Here is a 15,141-nt window from a genome sequence, read left to right on the forward strand (position 1 = left end):
GACGAACGGCCCCGGTTCATCCGGGACGGTCCTCGACCGCGCGCCTCACCCGCCGGATTCGGTGAGTGCCGCGTGGGCCGGCGACGCGCTGCCCTCCGGTGGGCCGGAGTGCGGTGTGCGGTCTTCGGCCTGCGGTGCCCGCCGCTCCCGTCGGGCCGTGCGCAGCGCCAGGGCCGCCAGGGCTTCCGGGGCGCCCAACTGGCCGCGGATGCCGGGGAAGGCGTTGATGTCGACGATGAGCGGGGTGCCGTTGCCGGCGTCGAGGAGGTCGACGCCGTAGATGTCGAGGCCGAAGACCTCGCCGACGCGGAGGACCAGGTCGGCCCAGCCCGCCGGGAGGTCGCGGAGATCGGCGGGCCGGTTCTCGCTCCGTCCCTCGGGGGACAGTTCGGAGCGGCGGGTCGCGGTGAAGAGCCGGCCGTCGACCGCCCAGAGCTTGTGGTCCCAGCCGCTGTTCTCGGTGAACTCCTGGACGACGACGGGCTCATGGGGCCAGGCGCGTGCCAGTTCGTGGAGGCGGGCGGCGGTGTCGGCCCGGGTGACCAGGTCGTGCCTGCGGCTGTGCCGGCTCTTGATGACCAGCGGGGCAGGCGGCTCGCCCTCGGCGGCCAGTTCCGCGAGCGTGCGCAGGGTTCTGGTCGCGGCGAACGGCAGCCCGGCGGTCAGCGCCAGGGCGGCCATCTCCGTGCGGTCCTGGCACAGCCCGGTGGTGGATGCCGAGTTGAGCACCGGCGCCCCGTGCTCCTCCAGGTACGCGGCCAGCGCCAGGCCCCGCGGGGAGTGGCTCTTGAGCAGGTAGACGTCGGCGAGCGGGCCGGAGGCGAGCGGCCCGGGGAGGAAGGGGCCGGCCGCGCTCGGCTCGTCCGGGCGGCGGGGCGCGGGCACCACGGAGCCGCTGCCGGGGCCCGGATCGGGGTCGAGCAACTCCACCCGGTGCTGCCCCGCGCGCAGCAGTTCCGTGGTCGCGGCCAGCAGCGGATGCCCTGGGTCGGCGGTGAGCAGGCAGATCCTCAACGGGTACTCCCCACGGGCGCCGCGGCCTGTGCCGGGACGCGGGGTGCGGTGGTCGGTGCGGCGGTACCGTACCGTCCGGATCCGGTGCGGGCCAGGTCGAGGACGGCGGACGCCACTCGGGCGACGGCGTCCGGGACCTGGCGGAAGCTGGGGAAGTCGTTGACGTCGACGACCACCGGTCCGTCCGGGCCCAGCAGGATGTCGACGCCGTAGAGATCGAGCCCGAAGACGGTGCCGACTTCGGCGGCGATCCGGGCGACTTCCGGGGTGAGCGGTACCTGCCGCTCGCGGACCGTGTGCCCCGGGTGCAGCAGGGAGCAGCGCTCGGTCCCGAACAGTTCGCCGCCGACGCAGTACACCTTGAGGTCGGTACCGGAGTTGGGCACGTACGGCTGGGCGATCAGCAGGCCGTCGCCGTCGGGCTCGCCTTCCTGCGCCTCGTGCAGCCGGTCCGCCGACGCGACGAGCCGGACGGCGCGGCCGGAGCTGCCGTCGGCGGGCTTGACCACGAGGGGGTACTCCGCTTCGGGGATCCGTGCGAACTCCTCGACGCGGGAGGCCGCGTAGGTGACCGGCACCGGCAGCCCGTGGCTGCGCGCGATCACCGCGGCCAGCGCCTTGTCCCGGACGCCTCTTATGGCCCGTGCGTCATTGACCGTGGTCAGGCCGACCGCGGCGGCGGCCTCTAAAAGAGTCAGGCCGGGGCCGCCGGAGACGGTCTTGAGCACCCAGGCGTCGTGGCTGCCCGCCCGGATCTCATCGGAGATCCGGATCAGCGAACTTCCGGGGCGCACGATGTCCACCCGGTGCCCCCACGCGCCGAGTTGGCGCACCACGCCCAGGGGCATGCCGTCGTGGCGGTACTGCTCCTCGACCAGGAAGCAGAGTCTCATCGGTTTGCACCTCGTATAGCCGGACGTCCGTCGGACGTCGGTCCGGAAGACCCCTGATGGATCCGATCCATCAGGATCCCATGTCCCGGGCGGGCCAACGCCGGTGGGCGGCGGCCCGGCCCGTCCGGTGGGCGCCGCTGCCGTGCGGCCGCGGCGGGCGGCAGCGGCGGTACGTGTCCGGACGGTGTCACCGGGTCGGTGTTTCCGGCGGGTTACGCCACCCCGGCTGTCTCCGCGAGACCTCTGAGCCGGTCCTTGTCGGAGACGTCCGGCAGTTCCGCCGGTCGCCTCCCGGACCGTCAATTCCCGTATTCCGGAAGCCTTGTTCCGCCCACGGCGTGGCCTTAAGGTCGGGCCGCCCGGCGCGACCGTCCCTCGCCGACGGGTGCACGGACCGAAGACACCGGCGGGCGCCGCACACCAGGCGCGGGCGCGCGCAGGTGCGAGGCGCGGGAGGCGGGCGGACGGCGTGACGTACGAGGCGGAGACGGGATCGGCGGCGGAACGGGAGCCGACGGAGGGCGATGCGCCGGGCGGCGACCCCCCTGGCGTCGGGCGGCGGCAGCTGCTCGTCGGGGCGGGGCTCGCCGGGGCCGGCGGGCTGCTGCCGCCCGCGGCCGGGGGCGGCACCGCGTACGCGGCGGGGACGGCGGCCGGGCCCGGCGGGTTCGGCGGCGTACGGCAACTGCTGGTGCCGGAGGTGCTGTTGTTGCCGGACGGTCCGGCACGGGGCAAGGCCGCGCTGGTCGAGGGCGGGACGTTCCGCGAGATCGGGCCGGCCGAGCGGCTCATCGCCCGCCATCCCGGCCTCCCACCCCTGCGCCTGGAGGGGCACTTGGTGATGCCGGGATTCGTCGACGCGCACCACCATCTGACCCAGAGCTTCGGCAAGGCCCAGTCGTTCGGGCAGCCTTCGGAGATCTTCAAGACGATCTGGGAGCCACTGGAGCGCGCGCTGGACGAGGAGAGCGCGTACCTCTCGGCGAAGCTGGCCGCACTGGAGGCGCTGCGCGGCGGCTTCACCACCGTCGCGGACGCCGGCACCCGCGCGCCGGTCGACGTCGAGGTGATCGCGCAGGGCACGGAGGAGGCCGGCATCCGGTGCGTGCTGTCGAAGATCGTCTCCGACGGCAGGGGCGGGCCCGCGCATCTGGGCCGGTGGGACGGGCATCCGCTGATCCACCCCTCGCTCGCCATCGCGGTCCCCGAGGACGCGACGGGCGCGGTGCTGCGGCGGACCGCCGAGCTGTGCGCCGACGCGGGCGCCGTCTTCCAGGTCCATGTGAACGAGCATCTGGCGTCCGTGGAGCGCTCCTTGAAGAGCGTCGGCCGGCGCCCCGTCGAGTATCTGCACCACATCGGCGCGCTCGGCCCGCACACCCTTGGCGCGCACGCCACCCTGCTCACCCCCACCGAGATGCGCCGGCTCGCCGACTCCGGCGCGGCCATCAGCTACAACCCGGTGGCCAGCGCCTGGAAGGGCAACGCCGTCGCACAGGCCGCCCAACTGGCCGCGCTGGGCGTCCGGTTCGGTACCGGCACCGACGGGACGCGCGGCGACGGATTCCGGCTGGCCGACGCCGCCGAGACGGCGCAGCGGCTGACGTACGGGCTGGCCGCGGGCGACTCCTCGTGCGGCGCGGGGCGGCTGTGGCTCGATCACGCGACGCGGCTGAGCGCCGACGCGGTCGGCCTGGGCCGGGTGACCGGCGAGATCGCCGCCGGCAAGGCCGCCGACTATCTCGTCGTTGATCTCCGCGTACCGGAACTGACACCTTCCTACGACCTGTGCTGGGAGCTGGTCCGGCTGGCCGGTCGCGCCCAGATCACCGCGGTGGTGGTCGGCGGCCGGCTGCGGCTGTGGCAGGGCTGGCCGCCGGACTGGGACGGGCGCGCGCTGGTGGAGCGGGCGGCGGATGCGGGGCCGCGGGTCGTCCGGCGGGCCGGGCTTCACCGCGTCGAGCCGAGGTAGCGGCGACGCCCGGCGGGCCGCCCGGGGGTGTCGGTACCGTGGGCGATCCGACGGATCGGGAGGCGCCGTGACCGGTAAGGCCGCAGGCAGGGGCTCAGGCAGGGCCGCACGGAAGACGGCGCCCTTCGACGAGCTGGACCGCAAGATCGTCGCGGCGCTCATCGAGAACGCCCGGACGAGTTTCGCGGAGATCGGCACGGCCGTCGGACTGTCGGCGACGGCGGTGAAGCGGCGGGTGGACCGGCTGCGGGAGTCCGAGGTGATCACCGGGTTCTCCGCGACGGTGCGGCCCGCCGCGCTGGGCTGGCGCACCGAGGCGTACGTCGAGGTGTACTGCGACGGCGCGGCGCCCCCGCGGCGGCTGGCCGAAGTGGTGCGCAACCACCCGGAGATCGCCGCGGCGATGACCGTGACCGGCGCGGCCGACGCGCTGCTGCACGTGAGGGCGACCGACGTCGCGCACTTCGAGGAGGTGCTGGAACGGATCCGCGACGAACCGTTCATCCGGAAGACGATCAGCTATCTCGTGCTGTCCCATCTGCTGCCGGACAGTCCGGAAGCGGGGGCGCGGCAGGCGGCTCCCGAGGACACCGGGACGGACGCAGCGATCCTTCCGTAACGGGTGGTTGGACGCAGTGTTCGTGCGTCAGCGCGCAGCAACTCTCTCTTGTTGCGCGCGGTCACTGCTCCTTACCGTGGGAGATGTTCCCGGTCGCCGCCGTGGTCACCCCGCGGAGGGGCCGGTCGTGTCCCGACGAAGCGGAGGGATCCTTCTGTGCCGACGAGTCATGACGGTCCGGGTCGCAAGGCCCGGCCCCGGCGCTATCTGGTGTGCGAGCCCAGATATTTCGCCGTGCAGTACGCCATCAACCCGTGGATGAGCCAGGACGTACCGGTCGACGCCGCGCGCGCACGGCGCCAGTGGCAGACGCTGGTCGACGCGTACGGCGCGCACGGCCATGCGGTGGAGAACGTGAAACCGGTGGCCGGGCTGCCGGACATGGTGTTCGCGGCGAACGCGGCGCTGGTCCTGGGCGGCCGGGTCTTCGGCTCGTCCTTCCACGCGCCCCAGCGCCGCCCGGAGTCCGCCGAGTACGAGACCTGGTTCAAGGAAGCGGGCCATGACGTCTACCGCCCGGAGTCGCTGTGCGAGGGCGAGGGCGATCTGGTGCCGGCCGGCGGTCTGATCCTGGCCGGCACGGGCTTCCGCACCAGCCGGGCCGCGCACGCCGAGGTGCAGGAGTTCTTCGGCGTCCCGACGGTCGGCCTCCAGCTGGTGGACCCGTACTTCTACCACCTGGACACCGCCCTGTTCCCCCTGGACGACGGCGGCGCGGCCGGCAGCGGTCCCGCCAACATCGCCTACTACCCGGACGCGTTCTCCGCCGGCAGCCGCGAAGTCCTGGAGCGGCTGTTCCCGCGTGCGGTGCTCGCCACCCGTGACGACGCGATGGCGTTCGGCCTCAACTCCGTCTCCGACGGCCGCCACGTCTTCATCGCCCCGCAGGCCACCCACCTCATCGACCAGCTGGCCCACGAGGGTTACGTCCCCGTCCCCGTCGACCTGTCGGAGTTCCACAAGGCCGGCGGCGGCATCAAGTGCTGCACTCAGGAGATCCGCTCATGACCACTCCCGCCCGTAACGCACCCGCAGGCGACGCCCGCTCGTCGGCCGGCCTGATCGGCGCCGAGACCCCGGTCCTCGCGCACAACTACCACCCGCTGCCCGTGGTCGTCGCCCGCGCCGAAGACGTCTGGGTCGAGGACGTCGAGGGGCGCCGCTACCTGGACATGCTGGCCGGCTACTCCGCGCTCAACTTCGGCCACCGCCACCCCGTGCTGACCGAGGCCGCGCACCGCCAGCTCGACCGCCTCACCCTCACCTCCCGCGCCTTCCACCACGACCAGCTCGCCTCCTTCGCCTCCGGCCTGGCCGAGCTGACCGGCCTGGACATGGTGCTGCCGATGAACACCGGCGCCGAGGCCGTGGAGAGCGGCATCAAGCTCGCCCGCAAGTGGGCGTACGACGTCAAGGGCGTCCCGGCCGACCGGGCGACCATCGTCGTGGCGGCGGACAACTTCCACGGCCGGACGACCACCATCGTCAGCTTCTCCACCGACGAGACCGCCCGCAACGGCTTCGGCCCCTTCACCCCCGGCTTCCGCATCGTCCCGTTCAACGACCTCGCCGCCCTCGAAGCGGCCGTCGACGAGACGACCGCCGCGGTCCTGATCGAGCCCATCCAGGGCGAGGCCGGCGTCATCATCCCGGACGACGGCTACCTCACCGGCGTACGCGAGCTGACCCGGCGGGCCGGCTGCCTGTTCATCGCCGACGAGATCCAGTCCGGGCTCGGCCGCACCGGCCGCACCCTCGCCGTCGACCACGAGTCGGTCCTGCCCGACGTCCTGCTGCTGGGCAAGGCACTCGGCGGCGGCATCGTCCCGGTCTCCGCCGTCGTCGCCCGCCGCGAGGTCATGAACGTGCTGCACCCCGGCGAGCACGGTTCCACCTTCGGCGGCAACCCGCTGGCGGCCGCCGTCGGTTCGGCCGTCGTCGGCCTGCTCGCCACCGGCGAGTACCAGCGCAGGGCGGCCGAACTCGGCGAGGTCCTGCGCGCCGGCCTGACCGATCTGACCGGCAGGGGCGTCACCGGCTTCCGCGCCCGCGGCCTGTGGGCGGGGGTCGACGTCGACCCGTCGCTCGGCACCGGCCGCCGGATAAGCGAACGCCTGATGGCCGAGGGCATCCTGGTCAAGGACACCCACGGCTCCACCATCCGGCTCGCCCCGCCGCTGACCATCACCCGCGAGGTACTGGAATCGGCGCTGGCCACGCTGGAGAAGGTGCTGGTGTAAGTCCTGGACCCGGCACGATGCGCGGCCTCCGTCGGGCGACGGGGGCCGCGCGCCGCTGCCGCCCCGGCCGGGAGCCGCCCCGCACCCCCGGCGTCCGGGCCGCTACGGGCAACGGCCCGTGACCCGCTCCGAGATGGACCCGTCAGGCGCCACACCGCGGCGTCCGTGGAGGAGCCGCCCAGCTCACGGAGCGCTAAGGTCGGCAACAGGACCACCAGGGCGAGGGGGAGCCGTCGATGGCGCAGGACGAAGCCGTGATCGGCTGCACCGGAGTGCTGCTCATCGGCACCCGCGGCGCCGCCGGGCCGGGCGAGGTCCAGGTGCGCATCAGAGGGGGCTCGGAGGCGTTCCTCGCCTGGTCGGCCGAGCCGCTGGCAACCGGCACACCCGTGCTCGTGATCGGTTCCCGCGGCACCCGCCAGGTCGACGTCATCGCCTGGGCCGATCCGTTGGAGGCGCTGAACGGCGAGGCCGACAGCGCCGGTTGAGGAGACAAGAAAATGTTCGGTTACCGCGTACCGGCCCCCGACGAGGCCATGCTGATCTCGGGTGGCCGCCGAGGGCACGGGGATGCACCGTTCCGCGTGGTGATCGGTCACGGCAAGTTCGTGCTCCCGGTCTTCCGCAAGACCCGCTTCCTGACGCTGGCGATGTGCGAATCCGAGGTCGCGGAGACCTGCGTGACCAAGCAGGGCATCGCGCTGACCGTCCGCGCCGTGATCGCCTTCAAGGTCGGCAACGACACCGAGAGCATCGTCAACGCAGGTCAGCGCTTCCTCTCCGACCAGGACCAGATGTCGGTCCTGACCGGACGGATCTTCGCCGGCCATCTGCGGTCGATCATCGGCTCGATGACCGTCGAGGAGATCGTCACCGAGCGGCAGAAGCTCGCCACCGAGGTGCTGGAGACGTCGAAGACGGAGATGGCGAAGATCGGCCTGATCGTCGACTCGCTGCAGATCCAGTCGATCGATGACGGCGAGACCGGCTACATCGACGCGATGTCGGCCCCGCACAAGGCCGCGATCCAGCGGCAGGCGCAGATCGCGCAGGCGCAGGCCACCCAGGCTTCGGCCGAGGCCGAGCAGGAGGCCGCGCGGAATCAGGCCGAGTATTCGCGGCAGACGGCCGTGGTCCAGGCGCAGTACTCGGCCGAGGTGGACCGCGCGCAGGCCCAGGCGGCACAGGCCGGGCCGCTGGCACAGGCGCACGCCCAGCAGGAGGTGCTGGCCGCCAGGACCGAACTCGCCGAGCGGGCCGCGTTGTTGCGCCAGCAGGAGCTGGTGGCCGAGGTCGTCAAGCCGGCCGAGGCGGAGGCCGAGCGGATCAGGCTGCTGGCGCTGGCCGATGCCGAGCGGATGAAGATCCAGGCCGAGGCCGCCGCCTCGCACGACCGGGTCGCGCTGGACCGGATGCTGATCGACCAGCTGCCGCAGATCGTCAAGGAAGCGTCTGCGGGCCTGGCCGGCGCCAACGTCAACGTCCTGAACGGCGCGGACGGCCTCGGCGAGATCGCGGCGGGGCTGGTCGGCCAGGGCCTGACGATCCTGGACTCGGTCCGCCGCAACATCGGCGCGTCCGACGGCAGCTTCGAGAAGCGCGACGGCCAGGAGGACGACAGCCGCAAGGTCGACAAGGCGGACAACGGGGCGGTCGAGATCCGCTAGGTCCTGTCGCCGAACTCCCGTCGTCCGCCCGGAGGGCAGGCCCCGCGGGCGGGAGTCCGACGACATGGCCTGGCTCCCCGAAGAGAGCGACGAGGTCCCGCCGGGTGTGCTGATCCCGGCGGGACCTCGTCGTTCCGCCGGGAACCCCGCCGCGGCGGCCCGTCAGTCCTCCTCCGCGTCCCGCTCCCGTACGTGCTGCACCAGCCGGTTGAGGACATCGACGGTGGTGGCGACGGCTCCGTCGTCGAGCCCTTCGAGCGCCTGGTGCAGTCCGGCCCTGCGGGCGTCCTGGAGGCGTTCGAGCACGGTCTTGCCGTGCGGGGTGATGGCGACCTGCCGGGCCCGCCGGTCGGCCGGATCCGGCGCGCGGGCGACGAGGTCCTGCGACTCCAACCGGCTGATCTGACGCGTGACATGGGACGGCTCGACCATCAGCAGGGCCGCCAGATCGCCGACCCGGCTGACGCCGCCACCGCCGTCCAGCGCCATCAGCAGCCACAGGTCCGACCGCCCCGCCTGCACCCCGGCCTTCACCGCCAGACGTTCGTGCGCCTGCGAGCGGGTGAGCAGATAGGACAAGGTGGCCAGCACTCTTTGCAGCGCGACGATGGGGTCCTGGTCACTCGCGGGCTCCGGCATGGGGGCACTGTAGCGGGCACGACAAGGGCGGCGGACCGGAGGCGGAACGGCGACGGGCCGGGGGCCGGACGGGGCCGCGGCGTGCGGGCGCACCGCGCAAGCCCCCGCGCCCCCGCCGAGCGGAATTGAGCCAACCTCGTTCCGGCCCGATCCGCCCCTTCCCCCCTCAACTCCGCGTGGGTTAACGTGAATCACGTTAATTGCTTTAGTCAGGTAAAGAGTTAACGAGTTGGCAATGCCGCCCGCCGACGCGACCCACCGGACGCGCCCTGGGCAGCCGGCCCGTCAGGAAGTGGCGTAACCCGCACCGTTCGGCACGGCGACGCCGTGTCCCGATCGTGGAAGGACCAGCCGAATGACGACTGCACCGCACACCGAAACCGCCCCCCTCGCACCGACCGCCCCGCTCGCCGTCCCGGCCACGCGGGCCTCCGGCTGCCCCTTCGACCCGCCGCCCTCCGTCGAGTACGCCCGCAAGGAGCAGCCGGTCACCCGGGCCACCCTCTGGGACGGCGCCGAGTGCTGGCTGGTCACCCGCTACCAGGACGTACGCGAGGTGCTCAGCGACCCGCGCTTCAGCTCCGACGCCAAGCGCCCGGGATTCCCGTTCCTCACCGCCGGGTTCAAGGAGCTGGCGTCGTCGAACACCTCCAGCTTCATCCGGCAGGACGACCCCGAGCACGCCAGGCTGCGGCGGATGCTCACCGCCGACTTCATGATCAAGAAGGTGGAGGCGATGCGCCCGCAGGTGCAGGGCATCGCCGACGACCTGCTGGACCGGATGACCGAAGGCCGCACATCGGCCGATCTGGTGGCCGAGTTCGCGCTGCCGCTGCCCTCGCTGGTCATCTGCCTGCTGCTCGGCGTCCCGTACGAGGACCACGACTTCTTCCAGGAGCGCAGCCGGGTCCTGCTCAACCTCAGCTCCACCGCCGACGCGGTGCGCGTCTCGCAGGACGAACTGCTCGCCTATCTGGAGAAGTTGGCCGAGACCAAGCGGCACGAACCGGACGACGGGATCGTCAGCCGGCTGGCCGCCCGTGGCGAACTCAGCAACAGGGACATCGCCGCGATGGGCCGCCTGCTGCTGGTCGCCGGGCACGAGACCACCGCGAACATGACGGCGCTCTCCACCCTCGCCCTGCTGCGCAACCCCCGCCAGCTGGCCGCGCTCCGCGAGGACCCCACGCTGATCACGGGCGCGGTGGAGGAGCTGCTGCGCTACCTGACGATCGTGCACAACGGCGTCACCCGGGTCGCCACCGAGGACGTCACCGTCTCCGGGCACACCATCCGCGCGGGCGAGGGCGTGATCTGCACGATCAACACGGCCAACCGCGACGAGGGGGTCTTCCCCGGCTCCGGCGAACTGGACGTGAGCCGCGACGCCCGCCGCCACGTCGCCTTCGGCTTCGGCGTCCACCAGTGCCTGGGGCAGGGGCTGGCCAGGGCGGAACTCCAGATCGCCATCGAGACGCTGCTGCGCCGCCTGCCGGGGCTCCGGCTCGACATCCCCTTCGAGGACGTGCCGTTCCGCACCGACATGGGCATCTACGGGGTGCACGCCCTCCCCATCGCGTGGTGAGGGCCGCCGCCCCCGCGCGGTGACCGCCACCCGCTGTCCCCATCCGCCGGCCACCGGTCGGCCGCACCAGGAGGAGAACCATGCACATCACCGTTGACCAGGACAAGTGCTGCGGCGCCGGAAGCTGTGTGCTGGCCGCGCCGGATGTGTTCGACCAGCGCGACGAGGACGGCATCGTCGTCCTCCTCGAAGCCCGGCCGGCCGCCGGTCTGCACGAGGCGGTACGCGAGGCGGCGGCCGTCTGCCCGGCCGCCGCGATCACCCTCGAACAGGCGCAGGAACGGGTCTGACCACGCGGCCGATGCGGCCCGGCGGCGCTCCGGGGCGCCCGCGTCAGCCGCCCGCCACCAGCCCGTCGGCCACGAGACCGGCCAGCACCGCATCCCCCAGCGCCTGCACCGCGGATAGCGGGCGCACCATCACCGTGAACTCCTTGATCAGCCCCGCCTCGTCGTACTGGAGCAGGTCGATGCCGTGGATCTCCTTGCCGTTCACGGTGGCCCGGAAGATCAGGACCGTCGAATCGGCGTGGCCCGCGGCGGGACCGGCCGCGGTGTCGGCGGCGCCCGCCAGTTCGCCGACGTACCGGAAGTCGTCGAAGGTCCGCAGCAGCACGCCGAACACGCCGAGCAGCATCGTCCGGCCCTCGAACGGCCGGAACTTCACCGGACTGAAGAAGCGCACGTCCTCGGTGAACAGGCCCTCCAGAGCGCCGAGTTCACGCTTCTCCACCGCTTCCTTGAACCGCTCGGCCGTCGTCGCCATGACGCCTCCCTCTCGTGCCGCGGCAGCCCGCGGACCGCCCTCTGGACAGTCAGAATTCTGACTATGGGATGTGGCGTCGATGCTGCACACAGGCCGGTCCCCGGATCAAGACCCCCCGGCTGTTCCTGATACCAAGACCTGAACGAGATCCCCGGCGCGCGAGAGGCGGAGAGGCGATGACTCTGCGGCATGCGGTGCTGGCGGCGCTGCTGGACGGCGAGTACAGCGGCTATCAGCTGGCCAAGGCGTTCGATGCCGGGGTCGCCAACTTCTGGTACGCGCTGCCGCAGCAGCTCTACGCGGAGCTGGCCGGGCTGGAGCGGGACGGGCTGGTCACGGGCCGCCAGGTGGTCCAGGAAACCCGGCCGAACAAGCGGCTCTTCACGGTCACCGACGCCGGGATCGCCGCCCTGGAACGGTTCGCGGCCGCCGGGTCCAAACCGTCCTTCATCCGCGACGACCTGCTGGTGAAGGTGCAGGCCGTGGACCGGATCGCGGCCGCGCCTGTGCTGGCGCAGCTCGCCGAGCGGGCCCGGATCGCGGCCGGCAGGGCGGAGGTCTTCGAGAAGCTGCTCGCGCGGCTGCGCGGCGGCCTGGACGAGGACGCCTTCCTGGCCCGCGGCGCCCGCATCGGCCCGTACCTGACCTGCCTGCGCGGCCTCGCCTTCGAACGCGAGACCCGCGACTGGTGCGAACGGGCCGCGGGGGTGCTGCGCGGGCGCCAGGCGTAAGGGGCGCCTCAGCGCTCCGGGCCCGTCCCCTGCGCCGCCGCGTCCAGCGTCCACGAAGCCAGCAGCCGCAACGACTGCGCCGACGACGAGCCGGGCTCCGCGTGGTAGGTGATCAGCTGCTGGTCGGGGTCGGCGGGCAGGGCCAGCGTTTCGTAGGCGAGGGTCAGCCGGCCGACCAGCGGGTGGTTGAGCACCTTGACGCCGAAGCCCTTGTCCTGGACGTCGTGGGCGGCCCACAGCCGGCGGAAGTCGCCGCTCTTGACGGACAGTTCACCGATCAGCGAGGCCAGTTCGGGGTCGTCGGGGTTGCGGCCCGCGTCGCGCCGCAGGAAGCCGACGACGTCGGCGGCCTTCGCCTCCCAGTTCTCGTACAGGTCACCGGCGGCCGGGTCCAGGAAGACGTGCCAGGCCAGATTGCACTCCTTGCGCGGCAGCGCGGGGAGGTCGCCGAGCAGCGCGCAGGCGAGCCGGTTCCAGCCGATGATGTCGAGCCGCCGCCCGATGACGTAGGCCGGAACCGCCTCCATCGTGTCGATCAGCTGCTGGAGCGCGGGCCGCACCCGCTGCGGCCGGCCGGCCGGGCGCACCCGCCGGGCGACCGGGCGGGCGAGCTGCGCGAGGTGGTCGCGTTCCGCGCCGGTCAGCCGCAGTGCGTTGCCGATGGCGTCGAGCACCGCAAAGGACACGTTCCGGCCGCGGCCCTGTTCCAGCCGTATGTAGTACGCGACGCTCACCCCGGCCAGCTGCGCCAGTTCCTCCCGCCGCAGCCCCGGCACCCGGCGCCGCCCGTGGTCGGGCAGCCCGACGTCCTGCGGCCGCAGCCGGGCCCGCCGGGAGCGCAGGAACTCGCTCAATTCGGTGCGCCGGTCCATATCTGCAGTATGCGCAGTCCGCGGCCCGCCGGGGAAAACGCGGCGGTCCTCGTGGGTGGTCCCGCCGGTGGTAGGACCGCTCGTCATACGTTGAAGGGGGCACTGGCTAGGGCTTTCGGACGCTTGCATGCTCAAGGGCATGACCCACACCTCTGTCGCCGCGTACGCCGCACCCGCCCCGAAGGCACCGCTGGAGCGGATCACGATTCCGCGCCGCGAACTGGGTGCCCACGACATCCTGATCGACATCAAGTACGCCGGAATCTGCCACTCCGACATCCACACCGTGCGCGCCGAGTGGGGCGACGGCGGGAACTTCCCGATCGTCCCGGGCCACGAGATCGCCGGCGTGGTCGCCGAGGTCGGCGCCGAGGTCACCCGCTACCGGGCGGGCGACCGGGTCGGCGTCGGCTGCTTCGTCGACTCCTGCCGCGAGTGCGAGAACTGCCGCAACGGTCTTGAGCAGTACTGCACCGGCGAGCTGGGCAACGTCGGCACGTACAACGCGACCGGCCGCGACGGCGAGCCCACCCACGGCGGCTACTCCACCCACCTCGTGGTGGACGAGAACTACGCGCTGCGCATCCCGGAGAGCATTCCGCTGGACGCCGCGGCCCCGCTGCTCTGCGCCGGCATCACCCTCTACTCGCCGCTGTCCCACTGGAAGGCGGGCCCCGGCAAGAAGGTCGCCGTCGTCGGTCTCGGCGGCCTCGGCCACATGGGCGTCAAGATCGCGCACGCGCTGGGCGCCGAGGTCACCGTGCTGAGCCAGTCGCTGAGCAAGAAGGACGACGGCCTGCGGTTCGGCGCCGACCACTACTACGCGACGAAGGACCCGGCCACCTTCGAGGCGCTGGCCGGCACCTTCGACCTGATCGTCAACACCGTCTCGGCCAACCTGGACCTCACCGCCTACCTCGGCCTGCTGCGCACCGACGGCACCCTGGTCCAGCTCGGCGCCCCGGAGAACCCGCTGCCGATCGCGCCGTTCGCGCTGATCCAGCAGCGCAAGTCGTTCGCCGGATCGCTGATCGGCGGCATCCGCGAGACCCAGGAGATGCTCGACTTCTGCGGTGAGCACGGCCTCGGCGCGGACATCGAGGTGATCAGCGCCGACCGGATCAACGAGGCGTACGAGCGGGTGCTCGCCAGCGACGTCCGCTACCGCTTCGTCATCGACACCGCGACGATCTGACCGGCACGGTCCGGGCCCCACGGTGATCCGACGCGGGCCGGGACGCGCACCACGGCGTCCCGGCCCGCACCCCGCCCGGGACGGCCCCACCAGGCCGTCCCGGGCGTTCCCCGTTTCCACCTCCCGTCCCTCACCACCCCCTCCACTCAAACTGGAAATGAAACCCATTTCCATATAGCCTCCCGGGTGTCCCGCCCCACCCCCGAGGAGGCCCCGAACCCATGGCCGTGCCCAAGCGCAAGCTCTCCCGCAGCAACACACGACACCGCCGCGCCCAGTGGAAGGCCACCACGCCGCAGCTGGTCCCGGTCACCGTGGACGGCTCCGTGTACCAGGTCCCGCAGCGGCTGGCGAAGGCGTACCGCCTCGGCCTGATCGACCCGAAGGGCTGACCGCGACGGCCTGCGCGTCGCCGCGGCCTTCGCCTTCCCGCGCCACGACGGCGCCCACCCTCGGCGACCCCGCCCGCCTGGACACCATGGTCACCGTCGTCGACGCCGCCGCCTTCCTCCCCGAACTCGCCGCCGGCGACGACCCCACGGCGGCCGACGCCCCGTTCCCCGCCTGAACATTCACGGCACGGAGGAGAGGAGGCAGGCGGTGAGGGCGCGCCCGGCTCGGGCCCCGTCCCGCAACCCGCGAAAGTTTTTTCGCTCCCGTCGGCAACCCCGGGTCCTGCCGCACGTCGTCAGAGGTGAGGGCGCCACCAGGCGCCGCCCGTCGACAGTGGAGCAGACCACCGTGAACCTCTCCCGCACTTCGCACGCGACCGCGCAGTCCCCCGTCACCCGGAGCACCACGGCCCGCGCCCGGCTGCGCGGCGCCGCCGGTGCCGGACTGCTCGCCGCGCTCGCGCTGACCGGTCTGTCCGCGGCCGGCCCGGCGTACGCCGACGACGCCTCGCCGGCGCCGCGTGCCGGGCACACCGCCTCCGAGGAGCCGTCGGCCC

17 protein-coding genes and 1 pseudogene are annotated in these 15,141 nt (G+C 72.7%); 13 read left to right on the forward strand and 5 right to left on the reverse strand.

Features of this window, described 5'->3' with window-relative positions; translation table 11 throughout:
- Positions 1–45: 45 nt before the first annotated feature.
- Both LIU39_RS31405 and LIU39_RS31410 read right to left on the reverse strand, forming a co-directional pair.
- On the reverse strand, positions 46–1,014 hold the full coding sequence (locus LIU39_RS31405) for an ATP-grasp domain-containing protein (RefSeq protein ID WP_227050340.1): 969 nt from the start codon (positions 1,012–1,014) through the stop codon (positions 46–48).
- Positions 1,011–1,907, reverse strand: coding sequence for an ATP-grasp domain-containing protein (locus tag LIU39_RS31410; RefSeq protein WP_227050341.1), 897 nt, complete (start codon positions 1,905–1,907; stop codon positions 1,011–1,013). The genes LIU39_RS31405 and LIU39_RS31410 overlap by 4 nt, the downstream gene beginning before the upstream one ends.
- A gap of 469 nt (positions 1,908–2,376) precedes the next feature.
- On the opposite strand from LIU39_RS31410, the gene LIU39_RS31415 reads away from it, so the two are divergent.
- The 6 genes from LIU39_RS31415 (at position 2,377) to LIU39_RS31440 (ending at position 8,405) form a co-directional block, all read left to right on the forward strand.
- Entirely contained in the window at positions 2,377–3,879 is a 1,503-nt protein-coding gene (locus LIU39_RS31415) for an amidohydrolase family protein (RefSeq protein WP_372464121.1), read from the forward strand.
- 67 nt (positions 3,880–3,946) lie between these two features.
- Positions 3,947–4,498: an Lrp/AsnC family transcriptional regulator gene (locus LIU39_RS31420; protein WP_227050342.1), complete on the forward strand. Its 552-nt coding sequence runs from the start codon at positions 3,947–3,949 to the stop codon at positions 4,496–4,498.
- A gap of 156 nt (positions 4,499–4,654) precedes the next feature.
- Positions 4,655–5,506, forward strand: a complete 852-nt coding sequence (ddaH, locus tag LIU39_RS31425; RefSeq protein WP_227050343.1) for a dimethylargininase — start codon at positions 4,655–4,657, stop codon at positions 5,504–5,506.
- Positions 5,503–6,738 carry an ornithine--oxo-acid transaminase gene (gene rocD, locus LIU39_RS31430; protein WP_227050344.1) on the forward strand — a complete coding sequence of 412 codons (1,236 nt, stop codon included), beginning with the start codon at positions 5,503–5,505 and terminating at the stop codon, positions 6,736–6,738. Before ddaH ends, rocD begins: the two co-directional genes overlap by 4 nt.
- 236 nt (positions 6,739–6,974) lie before the next feature.
- Positions 6,975–7,226 carry an NfeD C-terminal domain-containing protein gene (locus LIU39_RS31435; RefSeq protein ID WP_227050345.1) on the forward strand — a complete coding sequence of 84 codons (252 nt, stop codon included), beginning with the start codon at positions 6,975–6,977 and terminating at the stop codon, positions 7,224–7,226.
- Between the two features lie 12 nt (positions 7,227–7,238).
- The gene (locus LIU39_RS31440) at positions 7,239–8,405 is read left to right on the forward strand and encodes an SPFH domain-containing protein (protein ID WP_227050346.1); all 1,167 of its coding nucleotides are present in this window, start codon (positions 7,239–7,241) and stop codon (positions 8,403–8,405) included.
- 162 nt (positions 8,406–8,567) lie between these two features.
- Here the strand turns inward: LIU39_RS31440 and LIU39_RS31445 are convergent, their stop codons facing one another.
- The gene (locus LIU39_RS31445; protein ID WP_227050347.1) at positions 8,568–9,044 is read right to left on the reverse strand and encodes a MarR family winged helix-turn-helix transcriptional regulator; all 477 of its coding nucleotides are present in this window, start codon (positions 9,042–9,044) and stop codon (positions 8,568–8,570) included.
- Between the two features lie 355 nt (positions 9,045–9,399).
- On the opposite strand from LIU39_RS31445, the gene LIU39_RS31450 reads away from it, so the two are divergent.
- Together LIU39_RS31450 and LIU39_RS31455 are read left to right on the forward strand one after the other, a co-directional pair.
- The gene (locus LIU39_RS31450) at positions 9,400–10,629 is read left to right on the forward strand and encodes a cytochrome P450 (protein WP_227050348.1); all 1,230 of its coding nucleotides are present in this window, start codon (positions 9,400–9,402) and stop codon (positions 10,627–10,629) included.
- A gap of 80 nt (positions 10,630–10,709) precedes the next feature.
- A complete protein-coding gene (locus LIU39_RS31455) occupies positions 10,710–10,919 on the forward strand; it encodes a ferredoxin (protein ID WP_227050349.1) in 210 nt (69 codons plus the stop codon).
- 43 nt (positions 10,920–10,962) lie between these two features.
- Here LIU39_RS31455 and LIU39_RS31460 read toward each other — a convergent pair whose 3' ends face one another.
- A complete protein-coding gene (locus LIU39_RS31460; protein WP_227050350.1) occupies positions 10,963–11,394 on the reverse strand; it encodes a nuclear transport factor 2 family protein in 432 nt (143 codons plus the stop codon).
- A gap of 176 nt (positions 11,395–11,570) precedes the next feature.
- Between LIU39_RS31460 and LIU39_RS31465 the strand changes: the two genes are divergently transcribed.
- On the forward strand, positions 11,571–12,125 hold the full coding sequence (locus tag LIU39_RS31465) for a PadR family transcriptional regulator (RefSeq protein ID WP_227050351.1): 555 nt from the start codon (positions 11,571–11,573) through the stop codon (positions 12,123–12,125).
- Between the two features lie 8 nt (positions 12,126–12,133).
- Here the strand turns inward: LIU39_RS31465 and LIU39_RS31470 are convergent, their stop codons facing one another.
- Positions 12,134–12,997 carry a helix-turn-helix transcriptional regulator gene (locus LIU39_RS31470; protein WP_227050352.1) on the reverse strand — a complete coding sequence of 288 codons (864 nt, stop codon included), beginning with the start codon at positions 12,995–12,997 and terminating at the stop codon, positions 12,134–12,136.
- 139 nt (positions 12,998–13,136) lie between these two features.
- Between LIU39_RS31470 and LIU39_RS31475 the strand changes: the two genes are divergently transcribed.
- The 4 genes and pseudogenes from LIU39_RS31475 to LIU39_RS31490 all read left to right on the forward strand — a co-directional run.
- On the forward strand, positions 13,137–14,192 hold the full coding sequence (locus tag LIU39_RS31475; protein ID WP_227050353.1) for an NAD(P)-dependent alcohol dehydrogenase: 1,056 nt from the start codon (positions 13,137–13,139) through the stop codon (positions 14,190–14,192).
- A 221-nt stretch (positions 14,193–14,413) separates the two neighbouring features.
- Positions 14,414–14,584, forward strand: coding sequence for a 50S ribosomal protein L32 (gene rpmF, locus LIU39_RS31480; protein ID WP_227050354.1), 171 nt, complete (start codon positions 14,414–14,416; stop codon positions 14,582–14,584).
- 16 nt (positions 14,585–14,600) lie between these two features.
- Positions 14,601–14,727: pseudogene (locus LIU39_RS31485) on the forward strand (GTP-binding protein); the annotation flags it as partial.
- A gap of 206 nt (positions 14,728–14,933) precedes the next feature.
- On the forward strand, positions 14,934–15,141 hold a 208-nt coding region (locus LIU39_RS31490; RefSeq protein WP_227050355.1), incomplete at its 3' end, for a hypothetical protein.

The sequence above is a fragment of the Streptomyces pinistramenti genome (genome assembly GCF_020564935.1).
In the GTDB taxonomy this organism is placed as follows: Bacteria; Actinomycetota; Actinomycetes; order Streptomycetales; family Streptomycetaceae; genus Streptomyces; species Streptomyces pinistramenti.

Excerpts from the sequence above, each read along its gene's own strand:
- LIU39_RS31475 (WP_227050353.1), top strand. The coding sequence starts at position 13,137 with ATGACCCACACCTCTGTCGCCGCGTACGCCGCACCCGCCCCGAAGGCA.
- LIU39_RS31465 (WP_227050351.1), top strand. The coding sequence starts at position 11,571 with ATGACTCTGCGGCATGCGGTGCTGGCGGCGCTGCTGGACGGCGAGTAC.
- LIU39_RS31445 (WP_227050347.1), bottom strand. The coding sequence starts at position 9,044 with ATGCCGGAGCCCGCGAGTGACCAGGACCCCATCGTCGCGCTGCAAAGA.
- LIU39_RS31460 (WP_227050350.1), bottom strand. The coding sequence starts at position 11,394 with ATGGCGACGACGGCCGAGCGGTTCAAGGAAGCGGTGGAGAAGCGTGAA.
- rocD (WP_227050344.1), top strand. The coding sequence starts at position 5,503 with ATGACCACTCCCGCCCGTAACGCACCCGCAGGCGACGCCCGCTCGTCG.
- LIU39_RS31450 (WP_227050348.1), top strand. The coding sequence starts at position 9,400 with ATGACGACTGCACCGCACACCGAAACCGCCCCCCTCGCACCGACCGCC.
- LIU39_RS31455 (WP_227050349.1), top strand. The coding sequence starts at position 10,710 with ATGCACATCACCGTTGACCAGGACAAGTGCTGCGGCGCCGGAAGCTGT.
- LIU39_RS31470 (WP_227050352.1), bottom strand. The coding sequence starts at position 12,997 with ATGGACCGGCGCACCGAATTGAGCGAGTTCCTGCGCTCCCGGCGGGCC.
- rpmF (WP_227050354.1), top strand. The coding sequence starts at position 14,414 with ATGGCCGTGCCCAAGCGCAAGCTCTCCCGCAGCAACACACGACACCGC.
- LIU39_RS31410 (WP_227050341.1), bottom strand. The coding sequence starts at position 1,907 with ATGAGACTCTGCTTCCTGGTCGAGGAGCAGTACCGCCACGACGGCATG.
- LIU39_RS31435 (WP_227050345.1), top strand. The coding sequence starts at position 6,975 with ATGGCGCAGGACGAAGCCGTGATCGGCTGCACCGGAGTGCTGCTCATC.
- LIU39_RS31440 (WP_227050346.1), top strand. The coding sequence starts at position 7,239 with ATGTTCGGTTACCGCGTACCGGCCCCCGACGAGGCCATGCTGATCTCG.